Source organism: Streptomyces sp. NPDC052701 (assembly GCF_040678355.1).
Classification (GTDB): domain Bacteria; phylum Actinomycetota; class Actinomycetes; order Streptomycetales; family Streptomycetaceae; genus Streptomyces.
This window is the reverse complement of record NZ_JBFATO010000039.1, coordinates 21506-37703: the sequence shown is the minus strand read 5'-3', so window position 1 is coordinate 37703 and position 16198 is coordinate 21506. Positions and strand designations below refer to the sequence as shown.

Genomic DNA, 16198 nt, shown 5'->3' with positions numbered 1-16198 from the left:
TGCCGGAGGTCCGCTAGACCCGGCGGTAGCAGGACTTGCGCCTGCTCTGGGCGCTCGTGATACGGGAGAAAGGGCCCTGCATCAGTGAGGAGCGATAACCGTGCGGTGTGCCCGCCCGCCCCGGGCCCGCTGGAGGGGCACACGGCCCGTTTCGATGACCTGCTGGTCTCGCCGACCCAGTGGCGCAGTCTGTGCGAGTACCTCACCGCCCTGCTGGCACCGCGCGACGGTAACAGGACGCTAACTTGCCTGGCCAGCACCGAGCCGGTGACCGGCTCGGAGGACGCGGATGCGCAGCGGCTGCAGTTCTTCCTGTCGAAGTCCACCTGGAACGACGTCAAGGTCAACAACCGGCGCCTGCAACTGATCGCGCCGACCCGTCCACAGCCCCGCACGATCAGCGTGTGCTGGTCATCGACGACTCTGGGGACCGCAAGGACGGCACCACCACCGGGCGCCTGAGCCCGCTAGGCGGGACCGACAACGGGAACGCCACGGTCACCACGGTATGGACCGACGGGCAGGGTGTACTACCCACTGCATGCACAGCCGTACGTCCCCGCCCATCATTTCGCCCATGGCCGGGCCGACCCAGGCTTCACGCAGCGGCGCCCACCTCCTCCACTCACGTCAACGGTCCGCGGCTTCCAGCTGCGACGGCTGGGCGCACCTCCGGCAGGCACCGCCACAAAGAAGCCGCACCAGAGCTCTTGATGCATTCCTGCTCGGCGATCGGAGACCCAAGCGGCTTTTGACGCACCGCGATTGGGTAGGGCCACCGAAGCCAGGGCGGGAGGTTCCTCGCCCTGGCTGGCCTATTGACGCTGCCCTGTAGCCCACGGAGCGGGCTTGGTCTCACCGACCCATCCATTGGTTCTTGAGAGATCCCGATAGGAACTGCGGTAACCCATGGAGTGCAGTATCAACAGTGCCAGGTAATGGCGGGTGAGTAGCCAGGTGTCGGTGACCAGCCCTTTGATCCGGTATACGGGCTCTTGTTCCTCCTTGGGATGGACGAGACGGTTGCGGACGCGCGTGACGATGTCGGCGCCGTCCACCGGCTGGTTCCCGCTCGCCTGTTGTTCGGCCGCGAACGCCGCGGCCGCAGGCAGACTTTCTGCTTTCACCTTCAGGCTGATCCCGGCGTCCACCAGGACGGTGCGCAGCTTCCTGTGTGCTGGCCATACACGGGTGTTGTTGTACTCGGTTTCGGTAAGTCGACCGGTGAGTTTGAGGCTCTGCCACATCAGATGCTCCAGTCCGGCAGCTCCGATCATGATGCGCTGTTCGACGAAGCCGCGGTCGGCAAGGGCGGTGATCGCATACTGCATCTGCAGGCGTAGCGACTGTTCCCTGCGGCGATCGCGGAAGGCAGGCAGGAGACAGGCCAGCAGGTCTCCCAGGGCAACCTGGTCCTCGGGATACCACCAGCCGGAGCTGACGCTGCGTGCGGGGTCGCAGAGCATCGGTCCCCACTCTCCCCACACACCCTCTCCCTGATCGTCCTGGCCTACAGGCAGAGCGGGGGCGACCCACCGGCCTAGCGCGAATGAGAGCCCGACATGCAGGGCACCGAGGACAGGTTTGACCTCAGCGGCCGTAAACGCGGTTCCGTTCAGCCGACGGATCTCCATCACGTGTGTCATGACGTAGACGTCGACTTGACGCGCGTTAGAAAGCACGGATTTGTGATCGGGGCGGACATCGAGCGTGATCCTCCACCCGTCCACCTGGTAAACACTGCGCCCCGCCGGCACACATTGCGGCGCTCCCTCAGAGGTGTGGGACGACAGGTGGGCGGAGCCGTGCCATCTGGGGAGGTTGAACCAGTGGGCGACGACCCGGCTGAGTGCAGCAGTGGGGTCCCCGAAGGAGGTACCGTTAGACCAGCCGCTTACGGCACTCGTGCTGAATACCGGGAGTTCGATGCCGCGATCACTCAGGCGCAGTGTGTCCGTGTCCAGGCGGAAAGGGTCGTGCTCCTCGGTACGCAGCCTCCAGGAGATGCCCGGTTTTGGGGAACAGTCGTACTGGACCACGCCGGGCACTTTCAACTCTCCTGCTCCGCCCACCGGCCCCTCGTAAAGGGTGATCGAAACGCCCGGGTCATTGAAGGGATATACCGGCGACAGTGGCAGATCGGCGTCGGGCCAAGTGGATGAGGTAGACATGCGCCGCACCCTAGACGCTGCCACCGACAACGACGGATCCACACGAACCTCAGCTCACGCCCGGCATGAAGGTGTCGGCAGGCTCCCTAAGCCAGCCCCGGACAGGCTTCACTGCGGCCTCAGCCGCGTCCCACAGCCCGGCGTCCAAAACCCGCGCTGCCTTGGTGATGCTCCCCGGCATCAGGTGCCGGTAGGTGCGGTACGTCTCCTCGATCGACTTGTGCCCCATCCACTCCGCCACGTCGGTGATCGGGATGCCACTACCCAACGCGTTGGAGGCGAAGTAGTGCCGGAAGCCGTACATCCCCATCCCGTCCACGACAGGCAGCTTCTCGAAGAGTCCGCGGACGCGCCGGCGTTCCATCGGCTCCGTGTAGTACCCGCTCGGTCCCCGCAGCAGATACCCCTCCTTCGTCGTGCCATGTTTCGCCTCATGGCGTTCGATCGCCTCCCGTACCGAGCGGGGCAGCGGCGCCTCCCGGAACTCCCCCGCCTTGCGATGCTTCAGCTTCGCCGGCCGGTGCGTATTGGAGTGGATCTGCTCGTGCACCCGATACACGTCGTCCGCCACTACGTTGTTGACGTTCACGGCCCGCGCTTCGCCGTTACGCAATCCGCACCCCGCCATCATCACGATCTCCAGCGCAAGGTCATCCTTCGCGACAGCCAGAGCCTGCTTCAGATAGGCCAGGTCCGGAATGACCACCCTTTGGCGCACGTACTCCGGCTCCTGCACTCCCTTGACCGGGTTATCCGCCATCGCTCCCTTGTCGTAGGCATCCCGCAGAATTGCCTTGAGCGTGCGCAGGATGTTGACCTGATTGCCCCGGCCGACACCGTCGGCCTCCAACTCATCCAGGAAACGCTCCACCACGATGGGAGTTACGGATATTAGCTTCCGTGACCCCAGGCGCGGAACGATATGGACGTTGATGGAGCTGCTGACGTGCTCGCCCGTGGAGTATGCGGTCATCCTGCGCTGGCGGGGCAGCCACTGCTTCGCGTATTCCGCGACCGTCTTCTGCCCCAGCTCCCGGCGCGCTTCCGCGACGGACGGCGCCGTGCGCTTCTTCTCCGCATAGATCTGCGTGAGGCGTTCGATCGCGTCATCTTGCGTGTCGAACCCGCCCTCCTCGACCTGCTTCCCCAGACCGTTGCGGAAACGGATCGTGTACGGGTGCGGGCACCGGGTCGGCCGGGCACAGCTGCAGTCCTTGAAGAACGACCCCATACCGCGGGCAAGTTGACGAGCCACGTGACGCACCTTCCGAGCGGGAGCCGGGCATCTGCGCCCAGGCACCGCGCCGTGGCGGTCACCAGGTCAGCAAGCCAGGACGCCCTCGCACCCGATGCTGACCATTTGCTGACCTGAGCGGCCCCGCTACGCCTCTGACCTGCGCAAATGCCCAGATGCTAGATCTTGGACTTGAACATGGTGCGCAGCATGTTTGACTCCTGGAAGACGGCTCCCTGCCTGCTTTCTGCAGGTCAAGGGCGTTCTTCACTGTACATCGGCGTGTCTTCGGCTGGAAGACTTTCCACGACATCGTGCGCCGTGGCGAGCGGGCTTCTCACCTGCGCGATCTGCGCAATCTGCGCGAATCAAGCTGTCGCGAAGCCGTCGGCCAGGAGGATGTACGGAAGGCCGTCCCGGTCCGATGCTGACGGGATGCCGACTTATCCGATGAGTCATCAGGTAAGTCGAGGGATCCAGAGCAAGTCGCTGACCGAGGTCGGCGGCGGTGAGGTGGAGGACGGGCCTTGACCCTGGATCTTGGACATCGGCGGCATCGGCAGCGCACCCCTGCCCGTCGGCGCCTCCCTCGCCGTCGACGAAGCCGGCCACGTCGTCGGCAGCATCTCCGGCGGCTGCGTCGAAGCAGCCGTCCACGACGTGTGCCGCCAGGTCCTGCACGATCGAGGCAGCACCCAGCGGGCCCGGTTCGGGTACTCCGACGACGGTGCCCTCACGATCGGTTTGACCTGCGGCGGCGAACTCGACGCCTTCGTCCGGCGCAACGCCCCCGCCGCCCGGCCGCGCCTAGCCATGGCGCTCGACCTGGCCGCACCCACGGCATCCGCGACTTCGAGTCGGCGCAGGCTCAGTGCACGACATAGCTGGTGCGCGTACTGGATGCGCACGAACGACGCCATCGTGCGCATCGGATACGCGCGGTGCTTCGCATCGTGTCCGCTACGGGCTCGTGGCGGGAGTGCTCCGGCGGGTCGGTGACCGTGCTCCCGACGGCCCCGCCCGTGTTCGGACCGAGCGGGAGCTGCCCGGAGACCTGCAGGACGGGGCCCTTGCTGATGCCTTGGGACAGCGGGGCCGCGAGGGCGGGCGCGTTCCCGGTGGTGATGACGGTCCTGGTCATGGTGTGTCTTGGGAACGGTGGCCGGCCGGAGGGTCGGCGCCAGGCCTGCCGTTCCCGGCCGCGCGGGTCGTCGGCCTGGGTCCACTCGGCGTCGATGCGCATGGTGGCCCGGCGCTCGTCGTCGTACGGGTCCCAGCCGGGGCTGCCGGTCCCGGCGAACCGGACCCACGTCCCGTGCACACGGGCGGCGAGATCCGCGGGGGGCTCGTCAGGGCCGAGCAGGGCGGTGGGGCCGTGCACCTGCGGAAGGTGGGCGACATCGAAGACGAACGGCAGCTCGACCGCGTGGGCGGCGCCGAGCTCTCCGTCCAAGGCGTGCGAGCGCCAGGCGAACTCGTAGGCGTAGGTGACGGATTCGGGGTGGGCGGCATGCGCGTCGGCCAAGGCCCAGCTGCCTGCGCCGAACAGCGCGTCGCCCATGATGGCGGAGCGCAGCTCGCCGAAGGACGCCTTGGGGCGTGTCCTGCGGTACGTCTCGACGAGTCGCGCCGGTTCCGGGTGCGAACGCGCCGCCGCGTCGTCGACGTCACCGGCGGTCGAGGTGGCGTACTTGCCCACCGGGACCAGGTAGAGGTTTCCCTCCTCGGTGTTGGTCCCGATGAGCAGGTCGACGCCGACGCTCGATCCCGCGGCCACGGATGCAGCGGGCTGCGTGTCGAGGACCAGGCTGAAGGGGCTGAGTCCGAGCAGCGGATCGTGGTGCGACCCGGTCCGCAGGTCGATGCCCGCGAGCCCGGAGGCGGCCTCGACCAGGCGCTCGTCGGAGATCTCCGCGAAGGCGTCGGCATGAGGCTCGATGCCCAGGGCCTCGGCCGCCGCCCGGGTGACGCGGGCGGCCTGCTCGGTGGTGAACGCCCCCAGGCCGCTGCCGCTCTGGACGATCGCCCGGCGGAAGAGGCCGGCGGCTTCCGGGGCGGCGAGGACGCCGCCGACGATGGTCGCCCCGGCCGACTGGCCGAAGAGGGTGACGTTGTGCGGGTCACCGCCGAAGGCCGCGGCGTTCTCCCGCACCCAGCGCAGCGCGGCGACGACGTCGAGCAGGCCGCGGTTGGCGGGCGCGCCGGGGATGTCGAGGAACCCGGCGATGCCGAGCCGGTAGTTGAGGGTGACGAGGACGACGCCGTCGCGGGCGAAGGCGGAGCCGTCGTACAGCACGGACCGCGTCGATCCGGCGACGAATCCGCCGCCGTGGACGAACACCATGACCGGCAGGTCGCCGTCCGCGCCGGCGGGCGTCCAGACGTTGACGGTGAGGTAGTCCTCGCCGCGGCTCCAACCGGTGCCGAAGTAGGGGGACATGTCGACGCTGCCGAGCTCGCGCCCGGACTGCGGCGCGTTGGGTCCCGGCACGGTGGCGTCCCGTACGCCGTCCCACGGCTCGTGCGGCCGGGGCGGCGCGAACCGGCCGCCGCCGCGGGGCGGGGCGGCGTAGGGGATGTTGAGGAAAACGGCCGTGTCGCCCTGGAGCAGGCCGCGGACGGCTCCCTGCGCCGTGGTCACGACGGGGTCGGGGTGCTGGCTCATGTCTCGTGCCTTTCCGCAGGACTCAGGCCTGCTCGCGGTACGGGGCGAAGGGAGCCCAGCCCTTGATGGCGAACTTGCCTCCCTCGCGTGCCACTTCGGCGGCGCCGTGGCCGCCCAGGTGCGCGGGGATCACGAGTGCGTTGTTGTCGGCCGCCCAGCCCAGCACCTTGCGGCGGGTGGCGCGGGCGCCCGCGGGGTCCTCGCAGAAGCAGCTGTTGAGGTCGGGCTCGAGGATCTGCACGGGGCTGTGCAGCATGTCGCCGACGAACACCGCGCGGTCCGTCCCGGAGGTGAGGGTCAGTACGGAGGAGCCGGGGGTGTGTCCGGGAGCCGGGTCGAGGCGGAGGTCGGCGTCGATGCGGTGGCTGTTCTCCCACAGCAGCGTCTGGCCGGCCCGGTGCACCGGGGCCACGCTGTCCTCGAAGACGTTCTGGTTGCCGCGGCCGAGCAGTGGCTTGTGGTCGTTCTCGGGATTCCAGAAGTCGAAGTCGTCCTTCGGCATCAGATAGGTGGCGTTGGGGAAAGTGGGTACCCACTGCCGGCCGTCCAGGTATGTGTTCCAGCCGACGTGATCGACGTGGAGATGTGTGTTGATCACGATGTCCACGTCCTCGGGCTCGACGCCGGCGCGCGCGAGATCGGCCAGGAAGCCTGTTTCGAGGCGGTTCCAGACCGGCGCGTACGGGCGGTCCTTGTGGTTGCCCACGCCGGTGTCGACGAGGATGGTCCTGCCTCCGCTGCGCAGCAGCCAGGTCTGGATCGCGGAATGGACGATATTGGTGTCGGGGTCGAGGAAATGCGGGGCCAGCCAGGAGGCGCCGTCGTTCCACACTTCCTTCGGACTTCCGGGGAAGAAGGTGTCGGGCGTCATGTCGACGGAACCGAAGTACTCCCATACCCGCGTGACGGTGACATTGCCGAGCGTGATCTCTTCCATGGGGCGTCCCTGGGGATGCGGAGGATTTTCCGGAACCGTACGAGCGGCCTCGGCGCGCGCGGTATCCGTCACGTGACTGCACCTGTGCGCACGGCCCGGGCACAGGGCCGGGCCGCTTGTAGCCTGGACGGCCAGGGCAGGGCGACTCCGATCGAAAGCCGCGGTTCCGGGAGACTGACGTGGGCGGGCACACAGGCGGCCGCGGTGCGGTCATGGGGCCGGGGCCGGATCCGGGGGAGCCGATCGTCGGCCGGGACGCGGAATGGGCGCGCCTCACTCGTGCGGTGGACTCGGTGTCGGCCGACAAGGTGCTGATGCTGGTCGGTGACGTGGGCACCGGGAAGAGCGCACTGCTGGAGCGCGCGGCGCGCCGGGCCGAGGCCGGCGGTGCCCGGGTGCTGCGTGCCGTGGGAAGCGAGTCGGAGTCGAGCCTGGCGTTCTCCGGGCTGCATCAGTTGCTGCGGCCGGTGCCGGCCGAGGTGGACGGACTGCCGGAAAGGCAGCGCGCCGCGATGCGGGACGCCTTCGGCGCGGGGTCGGCCACGTCGGGACCCGATCTCATGCTGGTCGGGGTCGCCGTCCTGAGCCTGCTGTCAGGTCTGGGCGACCGCCATCGGGTGCTCGTGGTGCTGGACGACGCGCAGTGGCTCGACCGTGCTTCCCTGGACGCGCTGTCCTTCGCCGCCAGACGGCTGGAAGGTGAACCGGTCACGATGCTGATCGGGGTTCGTGACGGTGATCACCTTCCGGGATTCGACCGTCATGTGCCGGCGCTCACCCTGGGACCGCTCGGCAGCGCTGCGGCCGGTCGGCTGCTGGACCTGCAGCCGAAGAGCCCCACCGGGCGCACCAGGTCGCGGATCCTCGACCAGGCGGGCGGCAACCCGCTGGCGCTGGTGGAACTGACGAGGACGGCCGCGGCGCAGAAGACGGCCGCGGGGCTGCCGTCCGCAGGTCCGCTTCCGCTCACCGATCGCCTGGAGAGGATCTTCGCCGCCCGCCTGGAGGGTCTCCCCGCCTCCACCACGCGGGCTCTGCTGCTCCTGGCCGCCATGGACAGCGCCGACTGCGCGATCGCCGTCTCGGCGGGGCTGCCGCGCGCCGAGGACGCGGTCTGGCTGCCGGCCGGGCGGGCCGGGCTGGTCCGGCGGACCGGCCGGCATGTCCGGTTCCGCCACCCACTGGTCCGCTCCGCCGTGTATCACGCCGCGTCCTTGGGAGCCCAGCGCGAGGCTCATCTCGCGCTCGCCGGGATGCTGCGGGACGAACCGGACCGGCGTGCCTGGCATCTCGCCGCCGCCTGCCCGCACCCGGACGCGGCTGTGTCGGCGGAGCTGGAACGGACCGCCGGCCGGGCCCGCCGCCGCGGCGGCCACGCAGCGGCGGCCCAGGCCCTGCAGCGCGCCGCGGAGCTCGCGCCGCGGCGCGAGGACAGTGCCCGGCTGCTGGTCGAAGCCGCCGCGGCGGCCGTGTTCACCGGAGACATCGCCTGGGTCGAGGAACTGACCGCCGCGGCACGCGCGCGGACGGACGACCCGTCGCTGCTGGCGTCCGCCGCCGTGCAGGCCGGACGGCTGGCGGTCCTGACCGTGCGTCACAGCGTGGTCTTCTCCCGGCTGGCCGACGCGGCCGCGAAGTGGGCGGTCTCCCGGCCCGCGGCCGGGCTGGACCTCGTGGCCGGCGCCGCCGTGGTCCGCTTCTACTCCGGGGAGGACACCCAGCGCCACCGCATCCAGGACATCCTGCGGCGCCTTCCCGAGAACGCCTCGCACACGGGCTTGCGCACCTGGGTGAGGGCCGTGTCGGACCCCTTCGACAACCGGGCCCAACTCCTCTCCTCACTGCCGCAGTTGGTTGCCGAGGCGGAAGGCCGGCCGGAGCGGCTCACCGCCGTCGGGATCATGGCGTGGCTCCTGGACGAGACCGCGCAGGCCGTCCGCGTCTTCGACGAGGCCTTCGACCACTGGCAGGTGCAGGGAGCGCTGCCCGAGGGGCTGGGCGGCGCAGTCGCCTGGGCCTATGTAGAGCGAGGACGGTGGGAACAGGCCCGTGAGGCCTGCGTCCGCGCCACCGCGGTCGGCCGGGCGGCCGGCCTCGACCACGCCGTGGCCTGTGCGGCCACCGTGGACGCCACCCTGTCGGCCTTCCAGGGCGATGTCTCCGCGGCCCGGGTCCGGGCCGAGGAGGCGCTCGCCCTGATCGATCCGCTGGAAAGCCGCTCGGTCGCCGTCTACGCCCGTCGTGCGCTCGGTGCCGCGGCAGCCGCAGAAGGCGCCTACGAGAGCGCGTACGGCCGACTCCGCGCGGTCTTCACGGCGGACGGCGCACCCGTGCACTACCACGCCTCCTACCCGGCCCTCGCGGATCTGGCGGCCGCCGCTGTGCGCTGCGGCCGCCACGAGGAGGCCGCCCTGGTCGTCGAGCGCTCGGCAACCGCGCTGGCGGACAACGCTTCACCCCGTCTGCGTGCGCTGATCAGCCGAGCCCGTGGCCTTCTGGCGGACCCCGGGGACGCCGAAGCGCACTTCCGGGCGGCTCTGGCGGATCCGGTACTGGAGTACTGGCCCTTCGAACGCGCACAGACCCTGCTCGACCTCGCCGAGTGGCTGCGGCGCCGTCGGCGCATCGCACAGGCGCGTGGGCCGCTCACCGAAGCCCTGGAGATCTTCCGTCGTCTGAGCGCGCGCCCGTGGATCGAGCGTGCCCGGGCCGAATCGCGCGCCGCCGGCCTCGACGTCACGGATGCGGCCCCCGACGCGCTCGCCGGACTCTCCCCGCAACAGCAGCAGATCGTCCGGCTCGCTGCCCGCGGGCTGACCAACCGGGAGATCGGCGAGAAGCTCTTCCTCTCCCCGCGCACGGTCGGCTCGCACCTCTACCGCAGCTTCCCCAAGCTGGGCATCACCGCCCGTTCCCAGCTGCGCGACCTCGTCGAGGGGTCCCTCGCGACGGCGGCCCACCGGGAATAGGGACGCACCCGGCCATGGGAGCAGTCACCTGACGCACACCGCGCCATCCCGCCGGACGGGACCGGCCACAAGGGCGGGGCAGCGGGCAACCCGCGAGGTGGCCCCTTCGCCCTGGTGAACCGATGCCCCCCGCGTGTCCCCGCACGGCGGCCGCGGCGCCCTGGAGGCAGGCCCTGCGCGGGAAGGCGGTACCGGGTGCGGTTGCGGATCCCCCTCGGCACGGACCGGGTCCGTGCGGCCGGTCCGTCACGCGCGGGACCACTTCTGGTTGGCCTGGCCGTTGCACGTCCACAGGACCAGGGGGGTCCCGTTGGCGGTTTCGGCCCCGTTGACGTCGAGGCACAGCCCGGCGTGGACGTTGCGGATCGACCCGTCGGCGCCGACCGTCCATCTCTGGTTGGCCTGGCCGTTGCAGGGCCAGGTGACGACCCGGGTGCCGTTGGTGGCGCCCTGGTCGTAGGCGTCCAGGCACTTGTCGCCGTAGACACGGATCTCGCCGCCCGCCCAGGTGGTCCACAACTGGTTGGCGGCCGTGTGGCAGTCCCAGATCAGAACCCTGGCCCCGGCGGCGGTGGAGGCGTTGTCCACGTCCAGGCAGCGGCCGGACGCGGTGCCGCGCAGCCGCGAGGTGGTGGCGGCCAGCGGGCTGCCGCCGGTCACCCGGAACACGGCCACGCCGTGGGCGGGGACGCTCGCCGAGATCTGCCCGGACGTGCTCGACGTGCCGCCGGTCCACAGGTCTGTGAGGGTGAACGGTCCGCCGGACAGGCCGACTTGCGCGGCCGTCGTGGTGACGTTCGCGGTGCCGCCTCCCCGGTTGAACAGCCCCACCGCGACCGAACCGTCCGACAGGGGCTTGGCGAACACCTCGGTGGCGCCGTCGTCGCGCACCCTGCGCCCTCCCGCCCCCAGCGGATCCTGGTTCACCGCCAGCAGGCGGGGGTTGCGCAGGATGGCGCTCACGTCGGCGGACATGGTGCGGATGTCGTTGCCGGCCATGAGCGGGGCACCCAGCAGCGCCCACAGGGCGAAGTGGGAGCGGGACTCGGTCAGTGACAGGCCGGGACGGCCGACGACGAGCATGTCGGGGTCGTTCCAGTGCCCGGGGCCCGCCTGCGCCGCCAGCGGCGCGGTGATGTCGAGGACGTTGCCGACGCCCATCGGATAGCTGTTGGTGTTGCCGTTCTGCCAGATGTCGAGCAGGTCCTCGGTCGTCCGCCACAGGTCGGCGATCCCGCCCCAGTCGTACGTGGCGCCGGTGACCGCGTGCAGGCTGTTGGGGTTGATGCTGTAGACGATCGGCCGGCCGGTGGAACGCAGGGCGTCGCGCATGAGCGTGAACCGCGCGACCTGCTCGTCACGGGTACCGCTGGGGGAGCACCAGTCGTACTTGAGGTAGTCGACGCCCCACGAGGCGAACGTGGCGGCGTCCTGGGCCTCGTGGCCCTTGCTGCCCGTGGCTCCCGGGTAACTCCCCACGGCCTGCGCGCAGGTGCGCTCGCCCGGTGCCTGGTAGATGCCGAACTTCAGCCCTTTGCCGTGGATGTAGTCCCCGAGCGCCTTCATCCCGCTCGGGAACTTGGCCGGATGGGCCCGCAGGTTGCCCGACGCGTCGCGCTGCGGATCGAACCAGCAGTCGTCGACCACCACGTACCGGTAGCCGGCGTCCCGCATGCCCGAGGACACCATCGCGTCGGCGGCCTGGCGAACCTGGGCCTCGGTGATCCCGCACCCGAAGCTGTTCCAGCTGTTCCACCCCAGCGGTGGGGTGGGTGCCGGGCTGTCCGGCGCGGCCGAGGCGGTGGAGTGGGAGGAGGCCGTCACGGACGCGGTGATCGTCAGCGCGGCGGCCGCGAGGAGGCGGAGCATCCGTCCGCCTGATCGTCTGGGCACCAGGGGCTCCTTTTCCCGGAGACCGGAGGGAAGCGGGTCCGAAATTTCGAATGACATTCGGAAACTTGGACCTCACGGATCATCAGAGAGGCGGCCGAACATGTCAACAGCGCTCACCGAACCAGTCCGGCACCCGCGTCGCCTCGGACTCCAGCTCCGACGCTTTCGCCGCAACTCGCGAATCATGCGAGGAGTATTGACGAGGCCCACCCGCCCTCTATCATCCAGGTTGCCCGACAGTTCGATCCGCGTTCGACACTCCGAACGTTCGGGGCACCTCCGAGAGCACCAACCACGACGGCCGAGCCGCAAGGAGTCACGCCCCGCATGGATATGTCATGGACTCATCAACATTTGGCCCGTCGCTCCGCGCCGGCGGCCGCCACCGGCGTGGCAGCCGGCGCCGCCCTTCCTGCGGCCGGGCCCTCCCGCGCAGCAGCCGCGCAGTACACGGACCCGGTGATCCGGCAGGACTTCGCGGACATCGCTGTACCAGGGCGTGAACCCCAGCGCGAGCGGCGACTACGACCTCCTCCCGTGGCGGCTCGGCCTCCTCACCCGGACCGACCCGACCTGCCGACCTGCTGCGGGCCCCCGGCTCCGCGCCGAGGGCCCGCCCCTCCCGATCTGCGGGCCGACGGCCGACGGCGCCGTACCACCCGGGGAGCCGAACCGGCCGGTGACGCCCGCTTCGTGGCCCCCCGCGATGGGCGAGCGCTTCCCGTAGGAGCGCTCCCAGGAGGCACACCGCACTTCTTCAGCGCGTCGCGCGCCCGGGACGAGAGCGCACGACGCACCCCTGCCAGGAAACCGAGGTGGATTCATGCGCCGCACACTCCGCACCCTGCTGTCCTCGCTCGTCGCTCTGCCGCTGGCGCTCGCCGTGGCACCGTCCGCACACGCGGCCGACCCGACCACCATGACCAACGGGTTCTACGTGGACCCCGACTCGAGCGCGAGGAGGTGGGTCGCCGCCAATCCCGGCGACGGCCGGGCACCGGCGGTCGACGCCTCCATCGCCAATACCCCGACGGCCCGCTGGTTCGGCTCCTGGAGCGGCGCCATCGGCACCGCCACAGGCGCGTACGTGGGGGCGGCGGACTCCAGGGACAAGCTGCCCGTCCTCGTCGCCTACAACATCTACAACCGTGACTACTGCGGCGGGCACTCCGCGGGCGGAGCCGCCTCGCCGTCCGCCTACGCGAGCTGGATCGGGCAGTTCGCCGGCGGGATCGGCGACCGTCCGGCCGTCGTCGTCCTCGAACCGGACTCCCTCGGCGACTACGGCTGCATGACCCAGGCCCAGATCGACGAACGCGAGGCGATGCTCACCGGCGCCCTCGCCGAGTTCGGCCGTCGGGCCCCCAACACCTGGGTCTACCTCGACGCCGGCAACCCGGGCTGGGCCAATGCGGCGACCCTGGCCCGGCGCCTCCACGAAGCCGGCCTCCGGCAGGCCCACGGCTTCTCCCTCAACGTCTCCAACTACTTCACCACCGCCGAGAACACCGCCTACGGCAACGCCGTCAACAGTGAACTGAGCGCCCGCTACGGCTACACCAAGCCGTTCGTCGTGGACACCAGCCGCAACGGCAACGGCTCCAACGGCCAGTGGTGCAACCCCTCGGGCCGCCGCATAGGCACTCCCACCCGGCTGGGCGGGGGCGCCGAGATGCTGCTGTGGATCAAGGTCCCGGGCGAGTCCGACGGCAACTGCGGCGTCGGTGCGGGCTCCTCGGCCGGCCAGTTCCTCCCCGAGGTCGCCTACAAGATGATCTACGGCTACTGACGCCGGACTCCTGTGGCCCGGCCCATCCCTGCCCCGCGACCGGGCCACAGGCACCGTCCGCCCTGCCCCGTGCGGGTCCACCGCTCACGGCCTTCGGCACAGGCGGTCGACGTGTCCGGCGCGGACACCGGCAACGGCGCGGCCGTCCAGCAGTGGACCCGCACGCAGGCAGCAACCACTACCTGCTCACCCAGACCGACTCCACCTGCTGACCGAACCGTCGCCGGTGAACCACGCGGCCGCCGGTGGACCCGACGCCGGCGGGCGCGACACCTGTCAGGGAGGGAGCGGCGGTGGCGACGAGCCGTTTCGGGCGCGTACCCGGGTCGCGGTCGGAGCAGGCGCGGCCAGGCAGCCCGGCGAGGGCACCGCAGCCCCTGTGCCGGGAGCATCGGCCGGGGTGACGTGCGGCAGGAGGATCCCGGACGGCGCTCCAGCGGGCCTCCGGGCCGGCGTGGTGCACGCGGCCGGTGAGGGCGGGCGGGAAACGCACTCCGCCGGGGGCGCGAGGAGGGGGCGGGGCCGTCGTGGCACCGTCCGGCTCACAGGCCGTGTTCGTCCATCAGGCGCATCAGGTTCCGTTTCCGCCTCTGGGCCGTGCGCAGGGCGGTCGTGTAGGCGGTGAACTCCTCCGCTGTCCCCAGGCGGGCGTGGCAGTCCCGGATGCTCAGCAGCAGGCTGACGAGCTGCTCGTAGGCCGCGTTGCCGGTCTGCTCGGTCAGTGGTTCGATCAGACGCAGGTAGACGCCGAGGGCGTCGGCGGGGCGGGCGGCCCGCCGCTGGTCGGCGAGGGCGAGCCACTGCCGGTCGTCGGCGCCGGTGTCGGTGGCGGCCCGCCAGGCGGCGTCGGCGTCCTTGTCGTCGAGCAGGGCGTCGACCAGGACGGGGCCGTCGTGCCGGCCCGGTTGCCGTCGCCCCGCGTCGGCGCGCAGCAGGGTCAGGGCGCCCTCGCGCTCGGCCGGCCAGCAGTCCGCGGCCCGGGCGGCGGCCCGCAGCTGCCGGTACGCGAGCAGGGTCCGCCGGGAGCCGAAGTGGTCCCGGCGCAGGGCGACGGCGTCGGCGAGCCGGCCCGCCCGCGCGTAGCGGTCGCACAGGTAGTCGACGAGGGCGGTGTCGACGGCGGAGAGTTCCCGGGCCTCCCGGATGCCGCGTTCCGCCCAGCGCAGAGCCTCCTCGGGGCGCCGGGCGGCATCCAGCTCCCGGGCGACGACCAGGTGCGTGTGGCCGTTCGGTGCGAGGTCGGCCGCGTGTACGGCGATCACCGTGTCGACGTCGTCTCCCGCCTTGGCCAGACGCTCCAGCAGGTGCTTCTCGGCCCAGCCGCGGCGGTTGCCCCGCCACGCCCCGACCGCCAGCTTCCGCAGGACGGCCATCCCCTCTTCGCCGAGGACGTCCTGGTAGTCGAGCGGATCGATGTCGGTGAGGCCGTCGTCCGGCTCGCCGAGCACATGGCCGGCCAGCCAGTGCGCGAGCTCCCCGGGGTCGGGGCGTGCCGCACGGCAGGCGTCGAGGTGGGCGTCGGCGAGGCCGGCGTCCACGTGCCCCAGCCGGCCGTCGGAGTCGTCGACGCTCTGCGCCGCCCGGGCCAGCAGCTTCATCGCCTCCCGCGCGAGGACGACCGCGTCCGCGGCCCGGCCGGAGGCGGTGAGCGCGCGGATCGCGGACACCGCCTGCGCGGCCTGGTCGGCGTAGGCGCGGGCATCGGCGTACTCGACGTACCCGTACCGCGCGAACGGGCCGGTGTCGAGCAGTTCACGGATACGCGCCCGGACCTCGGCGAGATCCCCACGGGTGCTCGCGGCCCGCAGTTCCAGGCGGCGCCGCAGCCGCCGGTCCTCGCCGATCTGTTCCCGCAGCAGGGCGAGCAGTTCGTCCCGGGAGAGGGCGGACAGCCATTCGTCGAGCTGGTGTGCGCGGTCCTGGGCCGCCTTCCGCCGCCCCGGCAGGCTCTCCCGCCGGGCGAGCACCGTCAGGCCGAGGGCGACCAGGTGCTTGCAGAAGTTGCCCTCCATGCCGTACGGGCAGTCGCACTCGCCGGACAGGCCGCCGGGCCCGCCGAAGGCCAGTTCCACCTCGTAGCGTTCCGTCCCGTGGACGCTCGCGGTCACCCGGCCGTCATCGACCTCGATCCCGGACACCGCGTCCAGGTAGCCGAGTCCGCGCTCGTAGGAACGGGGACCGGCCAGCGCCTTGAGGTTCTCCTCGGTGAGGTCGGTGAGGCCGCGCATGGTTCTTTCCGTCCTGACGGGGGCGTGCACCTGGTGACGGTCCACCAGCCTAGGAGGGCCGACGGCGCGGACCCACCACTTCGAGCACTCGGCTCTCTCCTCGTCCAAAGGTCCGGCGCCGTCGCGCGTCCGGGTGGAAGAACGTGGACACAGCCGGATGCGGCCGCGCGGCGTACGCGCGGCCGCATCCGGCGGCCCTGGAGGAGTGGGGTGGCAAGAGCCGCGGCTCCATGTTCGACCCGTCGGCCGTGTTCTACATGGACAAGCTGGTCACCGGGCCCGAGGCCGCCGACTTCGACGACATCGACGCGC

The 16198-nt window shown here is 71.0% G+C and carries 9 protein-coding genes and 1 pseudogene; 4 read left to right on the top strand and 6 right to left on the bottom strand.

What is annotated here, in order from left to right:
* Positions 1–84 precede the first annotated feature (84 nt).
* A complete protein-coding gene (locus AB0L29_RS30435; RefSeq protein WP_365831641.1) occupies positions 85–462 on the top strand; it encodes a hypothetical protein in 378 nt (125 codons plus the stop codon).
* Between the two features lie 353 nt (positions 463–815).
* Here the strand turns inward: AB0L29_RS30435 and AB0L29_RS30430 are convergent, their stop codons facing one another.
* Positions 816–2171, bottom strand: coding sequence for a hypothetical protein (locus tag AB0L29_RS30430; RefSeq protein WP_365831639.1), 1356 nt, complete (start codon positions 2169–2171; stop codon positions 816–818).
* Between the two features lie 49 nt (positions 2172–2220).
* Positions 2221–3426 (bottom strand): tyrosine-type recombinase/integrase, encoded by a 1206-nt coding sequence (locus AB0L29_RS30425; RefSeq protein WP_365831637.1) that lies wholly within the window; start codon positions 3424–3426, stop codon positions 2221–2223.
* A 519-nt stretch (positions 3427–3945) separates the two neighbouring features.
* On the opposite strand from AB0L29_RS30425, the gene AB0L29_RS30420 reads away from it, so the two are divergent.
* Positions 3946–4404 (top strand): XdhC family protein, encoded by a 459-nt coding sequence (locus AB0L29_RS30420; protein ID WP_365831635.1) that lies wholly within the window; start codon positions 3946–3948, stop codon positions 4402–4404.
* A gap of 181 nt (positions 4405–4585) precedes the next feature.
* On the opposite strand, the pseudogene AB0L29_RS30415 reads toward AB0L29_RS30420, so the two are convergent.
* A pseudogene (locus AB0L29_RS30415) lies at positions 4586–6070 on the bottom strand (carboxylesterase family protein); the annotation flags it as partial.
* Between the two features lie 22 nt (positions 6071–6092).
* Positions 6093–7007: an MBL fold metallo-hydrolase gene (locus AB0L29_RS30410; protein WP_365831633.1), complete on the bottom strand. Its 915-nt coding sequence runs from the start codon at positions 7005–7007 to the stop codon at positions 6093–6095.
* Between the two features lie 179 nt (positions 7008–7186).
* On the opposite strand from AB0L29_RS30410, the gene AB0L29_RS30405 reads away from it, so the two are divergent.
* Complete coding sequence (locus AB0L29_RS30405; RefSeq protein ID WP_365831631.1) at positions 7187–9976, top strand: AAA family ATPase; 2790 nt, start codon at positions 7187–7189, stop codon at positions 9974–9976.
* A 246-nt stretch (positions 9977–10222) separates the two neighbouring features.
* On the opposite strand, the gene AB0L29_RS30400 is transcribed toward AB0L29_RS30405, so the two are convergent.
* Positions 10223–11845, bottom strand: coding sequence for a ricin-type beta-trefoil lectin domain protein (locus AB0L29_RS30400; RefSeq protein WP_365831690.1), 1623 nt, complete (start codon positions 11843–11845; stop codon positions 10223–10225).
* Positions 11846–12692: 847 nt separating this feature from the next.
* Here AB0L29_RS30400 and AB0L29_RS30395 point away from each other — a divergent pair.
* Positions 12693–13658, top strand: coding sequence for a glycoside hydrolase family 6 protein (locus AB0L29_RS30395; RefSeq protein WP_365831629.1), 966 nt, complete (start codon positions 12693–12695; stop codon positions 13656–13658).
* 542 nt (positions 13659–14200) lie between these two features.
* Here AB0L29_RS30395 and AB0L29_RS30390 read toward each other — a convergent pair.
* Entirely contained in the window at positions 14201–15886 is a 1686-nt protein-coding gene (locus AB0L29_RS30390; RefSeq protein ID WP_365831627.1) for a hypothetical protein, read from the bottom strand.
* Between the last annotated feature and the right edge of the window lie 312 nt (positions 15887–16198).

Coding starts and splice junctions, on each gene's coding strand:
- AB0L29_RS30430 (WP_365831639.1), bottom strand. CDS start 2,171: ATGTCTACCTCATCCACTTGGCCCGACGCCGATCTGCCACTGTCGCCG.
- AB0L29_RS30410 (WP_365831633.1), bottom strand. CDS start 7,007: ATGGAAGAGATCACGCTCGGCAATGTCACCGTCACGCGGGTATGGGAG.
- AB0L29_RS30395 (WP_365831629.1), top strand. CDS start 12,693: ATGCGCCGCACACTCCGCACCCTGCTGTCCTCGCTCGTCGCTCTGCCG.
- AB0L29_RS30390 (WP_365831627.1), bottom strand. CDS start 15,886: ATGCGCGGCCTCACCGACCTCACCGAGGAGAACCTCAAGGCGCTGGCC.
- AB0L29_RS30400 (WP_365831690.1), bottom strand. CDS start 11,845: ATGCTCCGCCTCCTCGCGGCCGCCGCGCTGACGATCACCGCGTCCGTG.